This window comes from Gordonia sp. KTR9 (genome assembly GCF_000143885.2).
Classification (GTDB): Bacteria; Actinomycetota; Actinomycetes; order Mycobacteriales; family Mycobacteriaceae; genus Gordonia.
The window spans coordinates 3,170,793-3,189,412 of the sequence record NC_018581.1 but is presented as its reverse complement, the minus strand read 5'-3'; the positions used below and the strand labels follow the sequence as shown (position 1 = coordinate 3,189,412).

The window sequence follows — 18,620 nt, the reverse complement described above, 5'->3', positions numbered from 1 at the left end:
CGCGTCGCCGGTGCTCTCGGAAATCAGCTCCGACCGGGAAACATTCCCTGAAGGTATGGAAGAAATGATTTCGCGGCCATCCATATCGGCGGGCGGAAAGGGGTCGATTCGCGATGCCTTGTCGGTGACTGGTTCGCACCGCGCATTCAAACGGATTGGTGCGCAACGTTAAACGGTTCCGTGATTTAACTCACTGGGCGGAAATGCGTTGTTCACACTGTCGCGATTGCGCGCTTAGGGGTTCTGTGCCAGATTGGATTCAGCGATGCACGGGGGGAAACCATTCCGGGGGGAAAGGTTCCGGCGTCGCCCAGCCCCGAGTTCGGGGGCTTCATGCGCAACTCACTGGTCCGACAGGCCGCCGCGGTTGCCGGCATGTCGGACCGACCATGTGTGAGCGCTTCGCTTCTGGTCGACCGGAAAAGGTTTTTGTCATGGGGGAGAATCAATTCGCTCCCGGGGGGAGTTCTGCTGTTCCCGGGATCTGGGACCATCTGGCGCCGGGAACCCCGCGCCCGAAGGTCTCGGTGATAGTGCCTGCGATGAACGAGGCGAGGAACCTGCCGCATGTCGCGGCGCGGATGCCACCGGACGTCGACGAGATCGTCGTCGTCGACGGGCATTCGGTCGACGACACGGCGGCGGTGGGTCGTGCCCTGTGGCCCGACGGCATACACGTCACCCAATCCCGCAAGGGCAAGGGCAATGCGCTGGCCTGCGGTTTCGCGGCCTCGTCCGGCGAGATCATCGTGATGATCGACGCCGACGGAAGTACTGACCCGCAGGAGATCTCGCGGTACGTCTCGACGCTCGTGGACGGTGCGGACTACGCGAAGGGCTCACGGTTCGTGGCCGGCGGCGGCAGCGCGGACATCACCAAGGTTCGCCGCGTGGGGAACTGGGGACTCAATCTGATTGTGAACACCCTCTTTTCGTGTCGGTTCACCGATCTGTGCTACGGCTACAACGCGTTCTGGCGGCAGTGTCTGGGCGTCATGCAACTGCCGTCCACGGCTGAGCCCGATCCGCAGTGGGGCGACGGTTTCGAGATCGAGACACTCATCAACGTCCGTATCGCGGTGAGCGGTCTTCGGGTCGCCGAGGTGCACAGCTTCGAGGCGAACAGGATCCACGGAGAGAGCAACCTCAACGCGGTTCGCGACGGACTCCGGGTGCTGCGGACGATCCGTCAGGAATTCACCCATCAGCGCAGGTCGGCCCGGTCGGTGGGCCCGGTCCGGAACCTGCCGCCGGTGCCAGCCGCGCCGGAACCGCGCGGCGACTCGGGCTGGGCGAGATCCCGCAATGTCAGCTGACCTCGACGCCGGGCATCCATCGACCTCACGGTACGGCGCTCAGCGAGTGCAACGCGAAGCGATTGCGGTCGCCATCGGTTCGGCGATCAATGCTGTTCTCGGGGTTGCCTTCTGGGCGTTCTCGGCGCGGTTCGTGGCACCGGACGAGCTCGGTGTGATGACGGCCGTCCTGTCGGTCATCACTGCGGTCGGATCGGTCATCGCCGCGGGTGTCGGCGACGCCTACACTGCGATCCTGCCCGCCGTCGGTCGCGACCGCCCAGCCGTGTTCCGGCGTGGCCTCCGCCTGACGACTGTGCTGTCGACCGTCGCCGGAATCGTCAGCGGCCTGGTGGTCATCACCTCGCTGTCCGAGGTGCGCGGCGACTACGCGGTTGCCGCCGTCGTCGTCGTCGGGATCATCGCTTGGTCGGCATACGGATTGCAGAGCGCCACGCTGATCGCCATCGGGCGGGCGAACTGGACACCGCCGTCGAACATCGCGCACGGCGTCGCCAAGATCGTGGTGCTGCCGGTGCTCTGTGCGACCATCGCGTGGCAGAGCGTGCCCCTCGCGGTGGTGATCGCCTCTGCGGGAATGGTGGTGGTGCTGCGGCCGTCGATCAGGCGGCTGATCGACACCGGTGACGGGCTACCCACGAGCGGAACCATCTCCGCGGGACAGGCGATGGTCGAGTTCCATCGCGTGGTCAGCCGTACGACCGCGTTGTCCGGGCTCAACCTGGGCGTTCTCGCCCTCACTCCATTTCTCGTGACACTCTTCGCCGGTCCCGAAGACGGTGCGCGATTCGCCCTCGTCTTCGCGATCGTGTCCACCCTCGACTTCATCGGTGCGTCGATGGCGGTGTCGCTGGCGGTTCATGCGTCCGCGGAGCCCGCCTCGGCCGGCGCGATGGCCAAGAGGCTCATGGCCCGTGCGGGTGTCGTGACCGTGCTCGGATCGGTCGGCGCCGCAGCAGTCGTTCCCACCGCGCTCCATGTGCTCAACCCGGCCTACGACAGGGGCACGACCCTTGCCGTGGTCGTGGTGCTGTGCGCGGGCTCGATCATCCGGTTGCCGTATCTGATGTGGGCGGCGCTGCGGCAGTCGGAGCGGCGTCTTCGGGCGCCGTTGGTACTCAGCGGTGCCACCGCGATCCTGCTGTTCGCGATGATGCCGGCGTGCTGCGCGGCGTTGGGAGCCGTCGGTGCGGCGTGGGTCGTTCTCGCGCATCAGGCAGTACTCACCGCGGGAGCGGGGATCGTGTTCGGGCGCAAGTACTTCGGTGAGAGTGCCCGTGGTCGCGAAGCGTTGTCCCGCGGCTCGTCTCGGAAGAAGGAGAAGCGATGAGAGACACCGAGACGTCCACTGGACCGGCGATGCTCACACCGGTCAGACAGATCGTGGGCGCGGGTCCGGTGTGGTCGGGAGCCGTCTGGGTGGGGCAGGTCGAGGACGGGGACATCCCGCCCGGGCGGATCGAGATCGTCGGCGGCTCCGGCTTCTCCGAAGCACGGTTTCTCGTCAGACGGGACGGTCAACCTCTCGGCTTCGTCCAGGTCCCGATCGTCGACGGTACGGTCGACGGGTCGATTCTGCGCGCACGCGCCCGTGAACTGCCCGGTCTCGTGTCGCAACCGCGTCGGGAGACCTCGCCCGCGGTGTCGGTGGTGATCTGCACCAGGGACCGCCCGGACCATCTCGCGCGGCTGTTGGCGAGCCTCGTCGAACTCGACTACCCGGAGTTCGAGATCCTGGTGGTCGACAACAACCCGACGAGCGGTGTCACCCGGCCCGTCGTCGAAGCGGCTTCCGGCCTTCCGATGCGGGTCGTCGACGCGGTCGGGCAGGGATTGTCGATCGCCCGCAATGTCGGTGTCCGCCATGCTATCCACGACATCGTCGCCTTCACCGATGACGACGTGGTCATCGACGCGCAGTGGCTCGATCGCCTCGTGATCGGCTTCGAACGGGACTATCGCGTGGCCTGCGTCTGCGGGATGGTGCCGTCGGTGGAAGTGCTGACGCCGACGCAGGCCTGGTTCGACCATCGGGTCGGTTGGGCCCGGCGGTGGGAACCGGCGCTCTACGGGCTCGACGACCACGCGGCGGACGACGACCTGTTCCCGCTTCGCGTGTCGGAGTTCGGGACGGGCGCCAACTTCGCTGTGCGCAAGGCGGCGGTCACTGCACTCGGCGGGTTCGACGAGGCGCTCGGCGCCGGGTCGCCCGCCGGGAGCGGTGAGGACATGGACATCTTCGTGCGGATCCTTCTGTCGGGCCGGCTCCTCGCGAGGGAGCCCGGTGCGATCGTCTGGCACAGCCATCGGGAGACCGTCGCCGAACTCGACAAGCAGATGCACGACTACGGAGTCGGGTTGAGCGCCCTGCTCGTCAAGATGCTGGTGCATCCCCGCACCACGGGCATGGTCGCCAAACGACTCGTCGTCGGTGTGCGCCATCTGGGAGCAGTCACCGACGTCGAGCATTCCGCGGCGCTCGCGGCGGAGCCCGAGCTGGCCACGGTACGCCGGCGGGAGCTGACCGGCGTCGTTCGTGGTCCGTGGAGGTTGCTGCGAGGCAGACTCGCCGGGCGTAGCGGCACTCCGTTGCGCAACCGTGCGCGCGGGGTCGCCGGGCTCTTCGACTTTCGTCGCGAGCAGATGTGGGGGGACCGGGGCAACACGATCCTGGCGGGCCGCCTGGCAGGCACCGCCGTCTGGTGCGGGGCGATCGGCATGCTGGCGGCGGCCGGGGTGCTGCCGGGCGCGCTGCAGGCGCTGGCGGTGGCAGTGTTCGTCCTGGCCGGGCCCGGTTCACTCGCGGTGTCGTTCTCGGCATACCTGCCGGGTTCGGCGCGTTGGGTGCTGGTCCCGACGCTCGGTTCGGCCATCTGCACCTTGTCGGTGACAGGTCTGCTGATGGCCGGGTTCTGGGATCCATCGGCGCTGTTGGCGGGCCTCGGTGCGCTCACGAGCGTGGGAGGACTGCTGCGTGGCAGGTACCTCGCGTCCCGGGCGGTGCGGCGATGACGGCCACCCCGACCATCGAGCCCATCACCACCGCACGCGAATCGGCAGCCACGGGTTCGACAGCGGCGGGGTCGGCGGCACGGGTCCGCCCGCCGTGGCGCCGGGTGGCGACACCCTGGGTCGTGCTGGCGCTCTGCCTGGCGTGTTTCGTCCACGGCGTCCGGACGATCCCGACGTCGGCCTTCAACCAGTTCGGACTGCTCGCCGGGGCGTCGCCGACGTATGCGATCTCGATCGTGCTCGCCGCACTGGGTTTCGGTGTTGCGATACGACAGCGCAATTCGCCCGCGGCGGTGACGGCGATCGTCGCGATGGTCGTGTGTCAGCGGCTTCCGCGGGCGATCTCCACCGAGGAGCCGATGTATGCATGGACCTACAAACACCTGGGTGTTGTCGACCATGTCCAGCAGAGTCATTCGCTCGCGCACGGTGTCGACGTCTACAACGGCTGGCCCGGGCTCTTCGCACTGACCGCCTGGCTCAGCGATCTCACCGGCGTCGAGCCGATCGACATCGCGCACGGATTCACCCCGGTGTTCTGTCTCGCGTTGGCCGCTCTGGTCTACGCCGCGGCGCGTGCCTGGCGATTGACGCGTGACCAGAGTCTGACGGCGACGTTCCTGGTGGTGTCGTTGAACTGGGTGGAACAGGACTATTTCGCTCCTCAGGCCTTCGCCATCCTCCTCACGGTCGGCATCCTCGTTCTCATCGGGCTGTCCCGGACCCGGCCCGCGGGGACCCTCGCCCTGGTGATCCTCTTCGCTGCTCTCGCCATCTCCCATCAGCTGACCCCGTACTGGGTCCTGGGAGCTGCCTGCCTACTCGTGCTGGGGCGACAACTCAAGCCCTGGTGGGTCGTCCTGCTGATGGCCGCGGCCCTCGCCGCGGTTCTCGCCTACAACTTCGACGTCGTATCGCAGTACACGCTGTTCTCCAGCGATGTCACGGGCAATGCGCGGACGAATGGTGCGGGACTCACCGGAATGGCCGGACAGGTCGTCGCGAGCTGGGTGATGCGACTTCTCACGGTGTCGATGTGGGGCGCCACCGCGACCGTCCTGCTGATCAGATGGCGACGTCGCCAGCCGGTCTGGGCGTTGGGAGTGCTGGCACTGAGTCCCATCCTGATCCTCGGTGGCCAGAGCTACGGGGGCGAAGCGGTGTTCCGGGTGTTCCTCTACTCGCTGGTCGGTTGCGCATTCGTCCTGGCTCCGGCGCTGGTGGGTGGATTACGTTCTCGGCCGGCCATATCCGTGCCGGCGTTCGCGGTGTTCTTGTTGGTCACCGTGATGGCCGCGCAGGCGTCCTCGGCCAACTGGTACACGAATCTGATCGGTGCCCCGCAGGTTGCGGCAAGCGAGGATCTGCTGGAGGGCAACGTCTTTCCCGCCTACGTCACGCCGCTGGTGCCGACGTGGCCGGAGCGCAGCACCGGCGACTACGTGCGCTTCGCCGAGTTCACCGACACCTACGACCACTCGCTGATGTTCGTACCCGGAATGCGCGGAAGGAGTTTCGCGTCCGACACCGACTACCAGCAGTTCATGTCGGTCGTGACCGGACGGGACCGCCCGACGTATCTCGTGCTGTCCGAACCGATGCGGGCCTACGGCGCCTATTTCGGAATGTTCCCGGCCGACGCGGTAGCGAACCTGCGCGCCCACGTGTCCACCGACCCGCGGTGGGAGGTCGTCGACGACCGACCCGGCGCGTGGGTCTACCTGTACCAGGAGGCTTTGAGATGAGTAGAACCGTGACGAACGATGCGGTGACGAGTGACACCGGGGCCGGCAGCACCGGTCGGACGGACCCCCTCGCGTTGCAGAGGCGCGACCGGCCATGGGTCGGAACGGTGTTGAGCCTGCTGCTCGGCCCCATCGACCTGCCACCCCTCGAGGGTGTCCGGGCGGCGGTGGCCAGGGTGGCCGAGGAGAATCCCCATGCCCGCATCGGATGGGGACTCGACCGCGACGAGCTGCGCTGGATACCCGGAGCGCCGACCGAGGCCATGGTGACCGAGGGCGCGGCGTGGGACGACACCACGGGTATCGGTGAGGTCGTGGATGCGATGGTCGCGGACGCCGACCCGCACCTGCCGCTCCAGTTCGTCGTGTACCCGGGATATCTCGGGATGGTGGTCTGGCATGCGCTCGGCGACGGGCGGAGCAACGGCGCCCTCATCGAGGCCGTGGCCGGCGCGGCGTCCGGCGGCGGGTACAAGCCGGTGGCCTCGCACCCGTCGGGACGGGCACCGGTTCTCGCCGCCGCCTGGGCGACCTTCGGGCGAGACCCGAAACGGCTGCGCGCGGCCTTCACCGACCGGCCGGATCGTCCGGAGACGCCGGCGTCCGGTCTGACGGTGCCCTGGCGACCCTCACGGAAGACGTTGTACACCAGTATCGACGGTGCGGTCCGCGATGAGGCGTTGTCCGCCGCGCGGGAGGCGTCGGGCAAGGTCAGCAACTTCGCGGTCATGGCCTTCGCGGTCACCCGGGCGCTGCGTGAGGCCGGCATCGTCATCGCGCCGATCTCGAACGTCGTCGTCGACCTGCGAACCTACCTCGACGGGGACTGGATCAACGGCAACTTCCTCGGCTCGCTGCCGATCCGGATCGACGACCGCACCTCGATCTCGGATGTGTCGCAGTCGATCCGCTCGGGTCTGCGGACGGGCCGGCCCCTGGCCGGGGCGGTCCTGTCCTCCGTGCGTACCGGCGGACGACGGCACCGCACCGCGATCCCCGAGTCTGCCGACCGGGGCATGCCCGCGGTCGTCTCCTTCTCCGATGTCGGAATGCGCACCGACATCCCGTTCGCGCCCGGTGGCCGTCCGGTGTACGCGAGCAGTTCCGAACCCGATGGGCCCCACGGGGTGACGGTTGTCGGCCTGCACACCCGCGAGGCGAGTCTGCTGTCGGTCTCGTTCCACGACAACGTCGTCGACGCCGACCGCGTCGGCGCTGCGCTCGCCGCGCTGACACATGACTTCGGCGCGATCGTCGCGGGAGGGAGGGTGCGGTGATCAGGGTCCTGGCGGTCTCTCCGTCGCCCGACGTGACCGGCGCCGAGCAGAGCCTCCTCAACATCGCGGCGCACTTCGAGCAGTCCGCGATCCACATGACCCTCGCCGCTCCCGCAGGCGGGACTTTCGAGAAGCGCTGGCGCGAGACGGGTCTCGGGTTCCACGCGCTGGATGTTCCCGCCCGGCAGGGATTGCGGTCCGGTGACGGCCGCCGGTGGCATGGTCTGCGTGCGCTGTCGACCAGCGTGTGGCGAACGGTCCGGGCGACCGGCCGGCTGGTTCGCTCGGTCCGGGAGACCGAGGCCGACGTGATCCACTCGAATCTGCTGATGACGCACGTGGATTGCGTGATCGCGGGTTTGCTCACCGGGGCGAGGCCGGTGCTCGAACTCCACGAGATCGTCGCGCCGGGTCTCCCGCGCTGGATTCTGGGCGCGCTGATCCGCATGTCCGGTGCGACCATCGCCATCAGCGCCGCATCACGGGACCAGGTGCCGACGTGGGCCCGAGCCGGAGTGGTCGTGATCCCGCAGTGCGTCGACCCCCGCCGGTTCGACACCCGCCGAGAAGGGAACGGCGCGGCCGACACCCCGTGGCGGGCACGGCTCGCGGCACGCCCGGACGAACTGATCGTGGCCGCCGTCGGCCGCGTCGACCCCGAGAAGGGTCTGCACATCCTGGTCAGAGCGGTTGCGCGGTCCCGGGAGAAGGGACACCCGTTGCAGTTGGCCCTGGTGGGTTCGCCGGGGACCGACGATGGACGGTACCTGTCGGAGCTGACCGCACTGGGTGCGGAACTGCTCGGTGAGGCGGTGCGGGTCGTCCCGCACACCGACGACATCGCCGGCGTGCTGGGCGCGATCGACGTGCTCGCCTGTCCGTCCTACGCAGAACCGTTCGGCATGATCTTGCTGGAGGCCCAGTTGTGCGAGCTACCGGTGATCGCCTGCCGGTCGGGCGGGCCGGCGGAGTTCATCGAGGACGGGGAGACCGGGTTGCTGGTCGAACCGGGGGACGTCGACGATCTCGCCGCGGCACTCGTCCGGCTCGCCGAGGACGACCTCCTGCGGAAACAGCTGGCGCGTTCCGGTTCCGAGCGTGTGCGCGACGAGTACACCGCTCCGGTGCGTGCGAGTCGGATCGGATCGCTGTACGAGTCAGTGGCGGGTGTGCAGTGATGCGCCGTGTCGGCCTCGTCATGATGCTGGCGGCAGTGCTCGCGTCGACGGGGTGCTCGACGGTCGACGACGGCGGCCTCACCCGTGACCGCGTGGTCGTGGACGGGGAGAACACTGTGGGGGTCGTCGACGCGGATGTGACCACACGAGGCGTCGTCGTCTACTTCCACGGGCTCGACGAAGACGAGTCGATCCTCGAGAAGGATGACCCGCACCGGTCTCTCGTGCGCGATCTCACGGACGCGGGCTACGCGGTCGTGGCCAGTCGTGCGGGCGGAAATGCATTCGGAAACAATGCGTCCCAGCTGAACTACGCCGAGTTGGCGACCTGGGCGGCCGACCGGTATCGCGTCTCCGACGTGTTCTTCCTCGCGGAGTCGATGGGAGCGATCGCCGCGATGAACCTGCTGGCGAAAGATCCGGACCTGCGGCCCCGAGGGCTCGCCGCGATCGGGCCCGCGCTGAATTTCGACCAGGCGCCTGCCGACTATCGGACGAGTATCGCGGACGCGAACCCCGATCCGGCTGCGGTCGATCCGATGCAACTGCCGGTGGAATCATTGAGCGGCAGCAACATCCGCTTCTACGTGAGCCCGTCGGACACCCTGGTCCCGACGTCGGCGAATGCCGATGCGTTCCGCGCGCGGTTCGGTGGCGTGGCGGACATCTCGATCGTCGAATGCACGGGACCGCACCTGGATCCGTCGTGCCTGCAAGGAGAGGATGTGGTGACGTGGTTCAACGGACTCACCCGTTGGTGATCGAGGAGGCCCCCGCACCCTCGGTACCGGACACCAGCATCGAGCGGGTGATGGTCGTGGGTTCCGGGCCGCACTTCGTGAGCGGGATCAGCTACTACACGCACGCTCTCAGCGAAGCGCTCGGTACGCGGTACGACACTTCGGTCGTCCTGATGCGACGTCTGCTGCCGACCCGGATGTACCCGGGCGCGGAACGGGTCGGCGAACCCATCGCCGACCTCGAGTATCCACGGGAGATGCACGTCTACGACGGGGTCGACTGGTTCTGGTTCCCGTCCATGTTCCGGGCCCTCTTGCTGTTGTGGCGGCGTCGCCCGCACGTGGTCACCTTCCAGTGGTGGACCGGGACCGTCGCGCACAGCTATCTGTTGCTCGCCGCGGTGGCACGGTGCCGCGGATCGCGAATCATCATGGAGATGCATGAGATACAGGACACCGGCGAGGCGGACATACCTCTCGTGCGTCGGTACACCCGCATCATGATGACGCTCCTGCTGCGACTCGTCGACGGCTTCGTCATCCACTCCGAGGCGGATCTGGTACCCCTTGCCACGACCTATCCGATCGGCTCGAAACCCGTCGAGGTCGTACGGCACGGGCCCTTCCGGCAGTATTCGTCGAGTTCCCGACCGGCGCGGGTGGCGCCGGCGGACTGCACCAACCTGACCTACTTCGGCACCATCCGGCCCTACAAGGGGCTCGAGGATCTCATCTCTGCGTTCGAGACCCTCGAGAACCCGGAACGGTTCTGGCTGACGGTGATCGGGGAGACCTGGGAAGGGTGGGAGCTGCCCGCCCAGCGCATCGGCACGAGTCCGCTCGCCCATCGGATCACCTTCGTCAACCGCTACGTGACCGACGCCGAGGCGGCGAGCTGGCTCGCCGGCGCGGACGCCCTGGTCCTGCCGTACCGGAGATCGTCGGCCAGCGGCCCGTTGCACGTCGGCATGTCCCTCGGCCTGCCCGTGGCGATCACCGCCGTACCGTCCCTGACGGAGGCGGCGCGGGGTTACGACGGCTGCGTGTTCTTCCCGTCGGGGGACATCGGTGCCCTGCGCGATGCCCTCGTCACCGTCGCGACGATGCGCGACACGACCTTCGATGATCCCGCGTCCTGGCAGCATTCGGTGCAGGCGTACGGAGATCTCGTGGGCCGAATCGACGCACGGGCTCGCCGGTGAACCGCCACCGTCAACGGAGTCGCTCCGGAGGGCTGTCCCGTCGATACCTCTGGATCGCGTTGCCGCTCGCGGTCATCGCCGTCCTCGCCCTGGTCGGTGGTCATCAGCTCGGCGTCGGGTCGTCATCGGCGGATCCGGAACGGTGCACCGCCACCGCGGCGCAGCGTGGGGGATGGGGGAGTCCGTCGAAACTGGATTCCTTCGACACCGAGGCCTCGCTGGACAACTGGTGGATCTACGACGGTCCGGGTCACGCCGACAACGGCCGTCGGACGCCCGACGCGGTGGCCGTCTCGGACGGCAACCTGGTCATCACCGCCCGCCCGGACGGCAGCTCGGGCGGGATGGCCGTTCGCGGCGGGGGCAGCAGATTCGGGCGCTGGGAGATCTGCTCGCGGTCCTCGGTGGCCGCGCCGACGTGGCACGCGGTGGCGCTGCTGTGGCCCGACACCAACGACTGGCCGGTCGGAGGCGAGATCGATTTCATGGAGATCATCGATCCGCTCCGCCGTTCGGTCGAATACAACCTGCACTACGGAGCGCAGGACGACATCGAACATCACCGGGTGGAGGTCGACGCCACGAGATGGCACGCGTGGGCGGTGGAATGGACCCCGCGCCGCATCGCGGTGTACCTCGACGGAGAGCTGTGGGCGCAGAGCACCGACGTCTCCCGTTTTCCGCCCCGCTCGATGCACCTCTGTCTGCAACTCGACAACTTCGGCGGGCCGACGGTGCCGGGTGGCGAGATGCTCGTCGACTGGGTGACCGAGTATTCCGTGTAGCGACCTCACGTCATAGCCGGTGGATTTCGGTCCCGAGTGGGTAATCTGTGCGCCGTGGGCGACGAGACTTGCCGATGCGGTCACGACCGAGCGGCGCACGAGCACTATCGGGCAGGCACCGAGTGCGCATTGTGCGGCGCCGGCTCCTGTCCGCGATTCCGGCGGAGGTCCCGGCTTCGGCGCCTTCTAGGCGTGTTGCCCGGCGGCCCGGGCTCCGGCCGCGCATCCGCCTGACGCCGTTCGGGTCTCTCGGGCGTGATCGGCGGCGCTGTCGTGGCGTCCGCTCAGCAGGCCCGCCCCGCGAGCACCACGTCGGCTCCCTCGTCGGGGTCCCAGCGGCGGAGCGCGGTGAACTCGCCGACGATCTCGGCGCGCGGGTCGAGGACGGCCAGTGCCCGGACGAGCTGCTCGGCGTCCATCCGTCGTGCGAGGGTGACGTGCGGAGTCCACTGCCCGGGGGCGGTATGCGCGAACGCGGACCCGCGACTCCCGGGCGTCGCCGTGGCGCCCGACTGTCCGGACTCGACGAAGTCGGCGGACAGCCGGCAGACCTGCGCATGGACCGAGAGGAGTTCGCTCGACGGCACCACGAGTCGTGCGAGCGTCGATCGGGTGCCGGCGCCGAAGACGATCGGAGCGCCGAGCCGCATGCCGACCGGCAGGCGCATGGCCACCCCGGCGAGCGCCGCATCGGCCTGGGGATCGATCCGCGACGCGGCCACGAGCGTCACGTGGGGCCGGTTGGTCGCCGAGGCGACGCGCCCCTGATGGGGCAATCCCGCCGTGGCGAGTGCGGCCCATTCGGCACGAACCTGCTGGTCGGACGAGTCGTCGAGGAGGAGTTCGAGCGAGTGGGCCACCAGGCGATCATCTCATCCGCCCGCGGGGCGCTCGTCGGTGCGCACTCATGCGACGAGTCATTTGCCCAGCACATTGCCGCTGGAGTAGGCTTCTACACGCGCGTGTGCGCTATGACGCGCGGTTCGCACCTGACCTGACCGGTGACAGGCTGGTCCAGGTGGTGTCGATCAACAAAGCTTTGACGAAATCGTACCTACTACACACCTGTCCGGAGCAACTCAACATATGTCGTCCCCCACGATCACCTCGCCGCAAGTAGCCGTCAATGACATCGGCACTGCCGAGGACTTTCTCGCCGCCATCGACTCCACGATCAAGTACTTCAACGATGGCGACATCGTGGAAGGCACCATCGTCAAGGTCGACCGGGACGAGGTTCTGCTCGACATCGGTTACAAGACCGAAGGCGTCATCCCTTCTCGCGAACTGTCGATCAAGCACGACGTCGACCCCAATGAGGTCGTCAACGTCGGTGACGAGGTCGAGGCCCTGGTTCTCACCAAAGAGGACAAAGAAGGTCGTCTGATCCTCTCCAAGAAGCGCGCGCAGTATGAGCGTGCGTGGGGCACCATCGAGGAGCTCAAGGAGAAGGACGAGGCCGTCAAGGGCACCGTCATCGAGGTCGTCAAGGGCGGCCTGATCCTGGACATCGGGCTGCGCGGCTTCCTCCCGGCATCGCTGGTGGAGATGCGTCGCGTCCGCGATCTGCAGCCGTACATCGGCAAGGAGATCGAGGCCAAGATCATCGAGCTCGACAAGAACCGCAACAACGTGGTCCTGTCGCGTCGTGCATGGCTCGAGCAGACCCAGTCCGAGGTCCGCAGCGAGTTCCTGCACCAGCTGCAGAAGGGCCAGGTCCGCAAGGGCGTCGTGTCCTCGATCGTCAACTTCGGTGCGTTCGTCGATCTCGGCGGTGTCGACGGTCTGGTTCACGTCTCCGAGCTGTCCTGGAAGCACATCGATCACCCGTCCGAGGTCGTCGCAGTCGGCGACGAGGTCACCGTCGAGGTCCTCGACGTCGATCTGGACCGCGAGCGTGTGTCGCTGTCGCTCAAGGCAACCCAGGAAGATCCGTGGCGTCAGTTCGCCCGCACCCATGCGATCGGTCAGATCGTGCCGGGCAAGGTCACCAAGCTGGTGCCGTTCGGTGCGTTCGTCCGCGTCGACGAGGGCATCGAGGGTCTGGTCCACATCTCCGAGCTGGCCGAGCGCCACGTCGAGGTGCCGGATCAGGTTGTCGCCGTCGGTGACGACGCGATGGTCAAGGTCATCGACATCGACCTGGAGCGTCGCCGGATCTCGCTGAGCCTCAAGCAGGCCAACGAGGACTACACCGAGGAGTTCGACCCCTCGAAGTACGGCATGGCCGACAGCTACGACGAGCAGGGCAACTACATCTTCCCCGAGGGCTTCGACGCCGAGACCAACGAATGGCTCGAAGGCTTCGAGAAGCAGCGTGAGGCATGGGAGGCCCGGTACGCCGAGGCCGAGCGTCGCCACAAGATGCACACGGCCCAGATGGAGAAGTTCGCCGCTGCCGCCGCCGAGGCCGCCAACGCCCCGACCGACTACTCGTCGGCGACGGAGAGCCGCGGAGGCTCCTCGTCGAGCAGCAGCTCGACCGGTGGGTCGTCGGCGGGCGGATCGCTGGCCAGCGACGAGCAGCTCGCTGCGCTCCGCGAGAAGCTGTCGGGCAACGCCTGACACACCCCGCTCACCGAGTAGTAGAGAAGCCCTCCCGGGAAACCGGGAGGGCTTCTCTCGTTCTCACCTCCGGTCAGCGAGGGAGGTCGGCGCGAGGCCCGGACTGCCAGTAGTCCCTGACATCGAAGGCGGTCAGCGCCGACCAGCGCGGGGGTATCCGACTCGATGGTGCGTCGGGATCCGGTGCGGCGTCGACGGACGAGCCGTCGAGTGATCCCTCGAAGTCGCGGAGCCGGAGGGCAAGGGCGGGCTCCCGGTCGACCGCGGCGGCGAGCGAGTACAGCGTCGCGAGGATGTGTAGGCACCGATCGCCGCGCGCGCGACACGAACAGTCGGCGACATCGAGACCGGCGGGCGACCACGCCGCGGCCTCGACCAGCCGGTGGTACATGTCGTCGGTCGGTTCGGTGGACGCGCCGAGCAGCTCGCGCAGGGCTGACGCGGTGGCCGAGGTCATCGGGCCGAATTCGAGATGTGCCACCGACGCCTCGCCACCCCGTTGGACCAGACCGCTGACCGATCGTCCGTCGACCGTCAGCGTGACACCGCCGTTGCGGGCGACACTGCGGGCGCGTGGCGCGAGCGGGTTGGGAGAGCGCGTCGAGATCGGCTCGGCGAGCCGGACGATCTCGGCACCCCAGCGGCTGAAGCCGAACTCGGCGGGTGGGCCGGCGGTCATCGCACCTCCCGATTGCGGCGCAGGACGTCGATCAGCCGCTCGTCGCTCAGGCCGGTCAGTTCGGCGAGGGCCGAGGAGTCGTCGGCGTGCGCGCTGAGTGCGGACTTGCGGCGGTGCAGGTCGTCGATGTGCTCCTCGAGAGAGGTGGCCGACGTGAGGGTCGTGATCGTGACCGGACGCTGCTGACCGATGCGGTGTACCCGATCGGAGGCCTGGGCCTCGACCGCGGGATTCCACCAGCGATCGAAATGGATGACGTCGCACGCGCGAGTAAGGGTGAGTCCGACGCCGCCGGCCTTGAGACTCATCACCATCACCCCGGGGCCCCGGCCGGCCTGGAAGTCGGCGACGAGTTCATCGCGCCGGCCCGGTGGAAGACCGCCGTGGAAGAACGGGACGTCGACACCGAACTGCTCGGCGAGGTGACGGACCAGGAGTTCGCCCGTGTCGCGGTACTGGGTGAAGACGAGCGTGGGGGAGTCGGTACGCAGGTTGTCGCCGAGAATCTCTGTGCACACATCGAGTTTGCCCGAGCGGCCCGTGAGCACTCGGGTGTCGCCGGTGACGAGACCGGGATGGTTGCAGATCTGTTTGAGCCGGGTGAGGGTGGCGAGAATCCTTCCGTGCCTCTCGAATCCATCGCCGAAGCCATCGTCTTCCACGCGGGCGAGATGGGCATCGTAGAGCTGCGCCTGCTCGTCGGTCAGATCGACGAGAACGGGATTGGAGATCTTCGGTGGCAGTGCCGACGCCACGCGGGATTTGGTGCGCGCCAACACCACCGGCGACACCGCGACCCGGAGTCGGTGCAGTGCTCCGGTGTCACCGTCGTCCACGGCCCTGGTGAATCGGCGTCGGAACACCGCCCGGTGGGGGAACACTCCGGGCGCGATGACGCGGAGGATCGCCCAGAGGTCGTCGAGACTGTTCTCGATGGGCGTGCCCGTCAACGCGATGCGAGCGCGGGCATCGATGGAGCGGGCCGCGCGGGAGACCTGGGTCCGCGGGTTCTTCAAGGCCTGCGCCTCGTCGAACACGACTGTCGCCCAGGGATACCGGCGTATCGCCTCGATGCTCAACCGCAGTCTCGCGTAGGAGATCACGGCGACCGAACCGGGCGCCTCCGGGGTGTGATCGAGAGGTCCGGTGTGCACGTCGAGTGTCGGCGCGAAGCGGGTCATCTCATGTGCCCAGTTGGTCACGAGGCTCGTCGGGCAGACGACCAGTTGGGGTCCCTCGTGTGCCCGAAGCGTCAGCAGCCCGATGGCCTGGACGGTCTTGCCGAGTCCCATCTCATCGGCCAGCACGGCGCCACCGGTGACCTCCGCGGTACGGGCGAGCCATGCGACGCCGCGGATCTGATACGGCCGCAGGCTCGCTCGAAGCGAGATGCGTAGTGCGTCCTCTGCGGCTAGGCAGTCGCGCATCGCCGAGCGCGCGAACTCGGCCGTGGTCATCGCGGTGCCGGTGGGGTCGACCTCGGCGTGCGCGGCGAGAGGCAGTGACGTCGCGAAATCACCGGCGAGCGTGCGCTGCCAGGCGTGTACCGACTCGGCGACCGGACCGGACGCGCTGGAATCGCCCGGTTCGCCGGCAGAGAGGAGCGTCGGCACGTCGACGAGTTCGCAACGGACGTCGCGGACGACGAGGCCGCGGCCCTCGGGAACCGCCAGGCGGCACGAGTCCGGACGGTGTGCGGCATCGGGATCGTGTGACGACCACAGGGCGAATTGATGGAGATCCGGCAGATATGTGGCCTGGATGGTCAGCAGGGGCTCCTCTTGGTACGGTGTACGGAGTTTCTACTCGGTACACCGTACGGGAAAGGCTTCGCCGTGTCGACCGCTGATGACGCACGCGTGCTGGTTCGGCTGTTGTGGCGGGCCGAGGCCGGAGTCGAGGGTCCGCGGCGCGGTCCGCGACAGCGGGTCTCGATCGACGACATCGTGACGACGGCGATCCGCCTCGCCGATGCGGGGGGACTCGACGCGGTGTCGATGCGCGCGCTGGCCGCCGAGATGGGCGTCGGGCCGATGAGCCTCTACACCTACGTACCGACACGTGACGTCTTGGTGGCGCTGATGGTCGACCAGGTGGCGGCGGACGTGCCAATGCCTTCGAGCTCGCCGACCGTGGTGGAGTCGCTGGCGGGTGTCGCGCGTGCACTGCGCGCCGAGTGTCTCGCTCACCCGTGGCTGCTGGAGGCCACGCCCTGGCGCCAGGTGCTGGGGCCCCACCGGCTCGCCCGCTATGAGCGACAGCTCGAGCTGCTCGAGTCTGCCGACATCTCGGATGTGCAGCGCGACAACATCATCGCACTGATCGGCGCCTTCGTGACCGGCAACGCCCGCGAAGCGGTCGGGGAGCGGTCGGCAGCCGTGGAGACCGGGATGAGCGATGCGCGATGGTGGGAGATCGTCGGCCCCGAACTCGCGGCGGTCGTTCCTGACGGCGCGTTCCCCCTTGCGGACCGGGTCGGGAGTGCGGTCGGTGAGCTCCATCAGGCGCCCGGTGCCCCCGACGACGCCTTCGAGTTCGGGCTCATGCGCGTACTCGACGGATTGCGACCGTTGCTGTCCTGACCCCCCGGCGTGAGTGTCCGGAAGGATAGCTGCGGACGCGAGGGCTCACCTGCATCCATGCATTGTTGACAATCATTTTCATTGAGCTGTTCACTGTTCGGGTGTTTGCACAACGGACAAATCTGACCCGATCTCTGGCGATCCTCACCGCCGCATCGTTCGCGCTCGTCGCCTGTGGCAGCGAGGATTCCGGTGACTCGACGCCCGCTGCCCCCAGTTCGGCCAAGGCCGTCGAACAGCAGAGCGCCACACCGCGTCTCGCGCTCAGCTACGACGGCGGCATCCTGGTTCTCGACGCGGAGTCGCTCGAGCAGGTGGCCGACCTTCCGGTCGACGGCTTCATCCGACTCAACAGCGCCGACAACGGCCGAAACGTGTTCGTCTCCGAGTCGGACGGATTCCGGGTTCTCGACATGGGGACCTGGACGCGCCAGCACGGCGACCACGGTCACCACTACACGACCACTCCGGCCCTCACCGACATGACCTTCGGCGGCGAGGAGCCCGGACACGTTGTGCCCCATGACTCCCGGATCACACTCTTCACCGACGGGACCGGCGAGGTCGAGATCGTCGAACCCGCCGAACTCCTCCGTGGCAACCCGGCATCGACCTCGTTCACACTCCCCGAGCCCCACCACGGGGTCGCGGTGTTCCGGGAGGACGGCACCGTCGTCGTCACCGTCGGCAACGAGGACTCGCGCAGCGGGGTCGCGATCCTCGACGGTGAGCGCAAGGAGATCGTGCGCAACGACCAGTGCCCGGGAGTGCACGGTGAGGCCGCCGGCGCCGACGGTGTCCTCGCCTTCGGTTGTGAGGACGGCCTTCTCATCGTGCGAGGGAACGACATCCGCAAGGTGGACAGCCCCGACCCCTACGGCCGGATCGGCAACCAGGCAGGCAGCGACGAGTCCCCGATCATCCTCGGCGACTACAAGTCCGACCCCGACGCCGAACTCGAACGCCCGACGCGCTTCTCGCTCACCGACACCCGCACCGGTCAGCTCCGTCTCGTCGATCTCGGCACCTCGTACAGTTTCCGGTCCATCGAGCGTGGTCCCGGAGGTTCCGCGGTGATCCTGGGAACCGACGGCGCCCTGCACGTTTTCGACGTCAACACGGCCACGAAGACCGCCACCATCCCGGCGATCGGTGCGTGGACCGAACCGGACGAGTGGCAGTCCCCGATGCCGAACGTCGTCGTCCAGGAGGGCATCGCCTACGTCAGCGATCCGGCGGCGAAGAAGATCGTCGCCATCGATCTGAACAAGAACGAGAAGGTCGGTGAGGCGGGACTGCCGCACGAGACCATCGAGCTCGCCGCCGTCACGGGCTGACCGGCAGTCCGCGGAGACCTCGTCCCGCCCGCGTGTTCCCGATGCGGGATCGCGCGGGTGGTACGAGGTCTCCTGCGTCCGCGGTGTCCGTGGATGGCCGGCCGTGAGCGGTCGATCCGAGTCGTTCCACGCTGCACTCGTGACGGCGCGGTCGTGCATCGACCGTGCGTCGGATCCCGTTGACTGTGCGTCGGATCTCGTT

The 18,620-nt window shown here is 67.9% G+C and carries 15 protein-coding genes; 12 read left to right on the top strand and 3 right to left on the bottom strand.

Annotated features, from left to right (window positions below; all coding sequences use genetic code 11):
• The first annotated feature begins 434 nt into the window (after positions 1-434).
• The 9 genes from KTR9_RS15065 to KTR9_RS15025 are packed head-to-tail and all read left to right on the top strand — an operon-like array spanning position 435 to position 11,255.
• A complete protein-coding gene (locus KTR9_RS15065; RefSeq protein WP_044506809.1) occupies positions 435-1,316 on the top strand; it encodes a glycosyltransferase family 2 protein in 882 nt (293 codons plus the stop codon).
• The gene (locus KTR9_RS15060; RefSeq protein WP_014927077.1) at positions 1,306-2,646 is read left to right on the top strand and encodes a lipopolysaccharide biosynthesis protein; all 1,341 of its coding nucleotides are present in this window, start codon (positions 1,306-1,308) and stop codon (positions 2,644-2,646) included. Before KTR9_RS15065 ends, KTR9_RS15060 begins: the two co-directional genes overlap by 11 nt.
• Positions 2,643-4,328, top strand: coding sequence for a glycosyltransferase family 2 protein (locus KTR9_RS15055; RefSeq protein WP_014927076.1), 1,686 nt, complete (start codon positions 2,643-2,645; stop codon positions 4,326-4,328). Before KTR9_RS15060 ends, KTR9_RS15055 begins: the two co-directional genes overlap by 4 nt.
• Positions 4,325-6,073, top strand: coding sequence for a hypothetical protein (locus KTR9_RS15050; RefSeq protein ID WP_014927075.1), 1,749 nt, complete (start codon positions 4,325-4,327; stop codon positions 6,071-6,073). The genes KTR9_RS15055 and KTR9_RS15050 overlap by 4 nt, the downstream gene beginning before the upstream one ends.
• Positions 6,070-7,350 (top strand): hypothetical protein, encoded by a 1,281-nt coding sequence (locus KTR9_RS15045; RefSeq protein ID WP_014927074.1) that lies wholly within the window; start codon positions 6,070-6,072, stop codon positions 7,348-7,350. The genes KTR9_RS15050 and KTR9_RS15045 overlap by 4 nt, the downstream gene beginning before the upstream one ends.
• Positions 7,347-8,528, top strand: coding sequence for a glycosyltransferase family 4 protein (locus KTR9_RS15040; protein ID WP_014927073.1), 1,182 nt, complete (start codon positions 7,347-7,349; stop codon positions 8,526-8,528). The genes KTR9_RS15045 and KTR9_RS15040 overlap by 4 nt, the downstream gene beginning before the upstream one ends.
• Positions 8,528-9,289 carry an alpha/beta hydrolase gene (locus KTR9_RS15035; protein ID WP_010842433.1) on the top strand — a complete coding sequence of 254 codons (762 nt, stop codon included), beginning with the start codon at positions 8,528-8,530 and terminating at the stop codon, positions 9,287-9,289. The genes KTR9_RS15040 and KTR9_RS15035 overlap by 1 nt, the downstream gene beginning before the upstream one ends.
• Positions 9,262-10,470: a glycosyltransferase gene (locus tag KTR9_RS15030; RefSeq protein ID WP_238553873.1), complete on the top strand. Its 1,209-nt coding sequence runs from the start codon at positions 9,262-9,264 to the stop codon at positions 10,468-10,470. The genes KTR9_RS15035 and KTR9_RS15030 overlap by 28 nt, the downstream gene beginning before the upstream one ends.
• Entirely contained in the window at positions 10,467-11,255 is a 789-nt protein-coding gene (locus KTR9_RS15025; protein ID WP_010842435.1) for a glycoside hydrolase family 16 protein, read from the top strand. The genes KTR9_RS15030 and KTR9_RS15025 overlap by 4 nt, the downstream gene beginning before the upstream one ends.
• 284 nt (positions 11,256-11,539) lie before the next feature.
• Here KTR9_RS15025 and KTR9_RS15020 read toward each other — a convergent pair whose 3' ends face one another.
• Entirely contained in the window at positions 11,540-12,115 is a 576-nt protein-coding gene (locus tag KTR9_RS15020; protein ID WP_014927070.1) for a 2'-5' RNA ligase family protein, read from the bottom strand.
• 226 nt (positions 12,116-12,341) lie between these two features.
• Between KTR9_RS15020 and rpsA the strand changes: the two genes are divergently transcribed.
• A complete protein-coding gene (gene rpsA / locus KTR9_RS15015) occupies positions 12,342-13,820 on the top strand; it encodes a 30S ribosomal protein S1 (RefSeq protein ID WP_010842437.1) in 1,479 nt (492 codons plus the stop codon).
• 73 nt (positions 13,821-13,893) lie between these two features.
• Here the strand turns inward: rpsA and KTR9_RS15010 are convergent, their stop codons facing one another.
• Entirely contained in the window at positions 13,894-14,499 is a 606-nt protein-coding gene (locus KTR9_RS15010; protein ID WP_014927069.1) for an SWIM zinc finger family protein, read from the bottom strand.
• Positions 14,496-16,112: a DEAD/DEAH box helicase gene (locus KTR9_RS15005; RefSeq protein ID WP_014927068.1), complete on the bottom strand. Its 1,617-nt coding sequence runs from the start codon at positions 16,110-16,112 to the stop codon at positions 14,496-14,498. The genes KTR9_RS15010 and KTR9_RS15005 overlap by 4 nt, the downstream gene beginning before the upstream one ends.
• Positions 16,113-16,334: 222 nt before the next feature.
• On the opposite strand from KTR9_RS15005, the gene KTR9_RS15000 reads away from it, so the two are divergent.
• Positions 16,335-17,081, top strand: a complete 747-nt coding sequence (locus KTR9_RS15000; protein WP_014927067.1) for a TetR/AcrR family transcriptional regulator — start codon at positions 16,335-16,337, stop codon at positions 17,079-17,081.
• Positions 17,082-17,182: 101 nt separating this feature from the next.
• Entirely contained in the window at positions 17,183-18,418 is a 1,236-nt protein-coding gene (gene aztD / locus KTR9_RS14995) for a zinc metallochaperone AztD (protein ID WP_044506801.1), read from the top strand.
• Positions 18,419-18,620 lie beyond the last annotated feature (202 nt).

Bases quoted from the DNA above. Each gene is read 5' to 3' on its own strand.
- KTR9_RS15045 (WP_014927074.1), top strand. From the start codon at position 6,070: ATGAGTAGAACCGTGACGAACGATGCGGTGACGAGTGACACCGGGGCC.
- KTR9_RS15010 (WP_014927069.1), bottom strand. From the start codon at position 14,499: ATGACCGCCGGCCCACCCGCCGAGTTCGGCTTCAGCCGCTGGGGTGCC.
- KTR9_RS15060 (WP_014927077.1), top strand. From the start codon at position 1,306: ATGTCAGCTGACCTCGACGCCGGGCATCCATCGACCTCACGGTACGGC.
- KTR9_RS15035 (WP_010842433.1), top strand. From the start codon at position 8,528: ATGCGCCGTGTCGGCCTCGTCATGATGCTGGCGGCAGTGCTCGCGTCG.
- rpsA (WP_010842437.1), top strand. From the start codon at position 12,342: ATGTCGTCCCCCACGATCACCTCGCCGCAAGTAGCCGTCAATGACATC.
- KTR9_RS15055 (WP_014927076.1), top strand. From the start codon at position 2,643: ATGAGAGACACCGAGACGTCCACTGGACCGGCGATGCTCACACCGGTC.
- KTR9_RS15050 (WP_014927075.1), top strand. From the start codon at position 4,325: ATGACGGCCACCCCGACCATCGAGCCCATCACCACCGCACGCGAATCG.
- KTR9_RS15065 (WP_044506809.1), top strand. From the start codon at position 435: ATGGGGGAGAATCAATTCGCTCCCGGGGGGAGTTCTGCTGTTCCCGGG.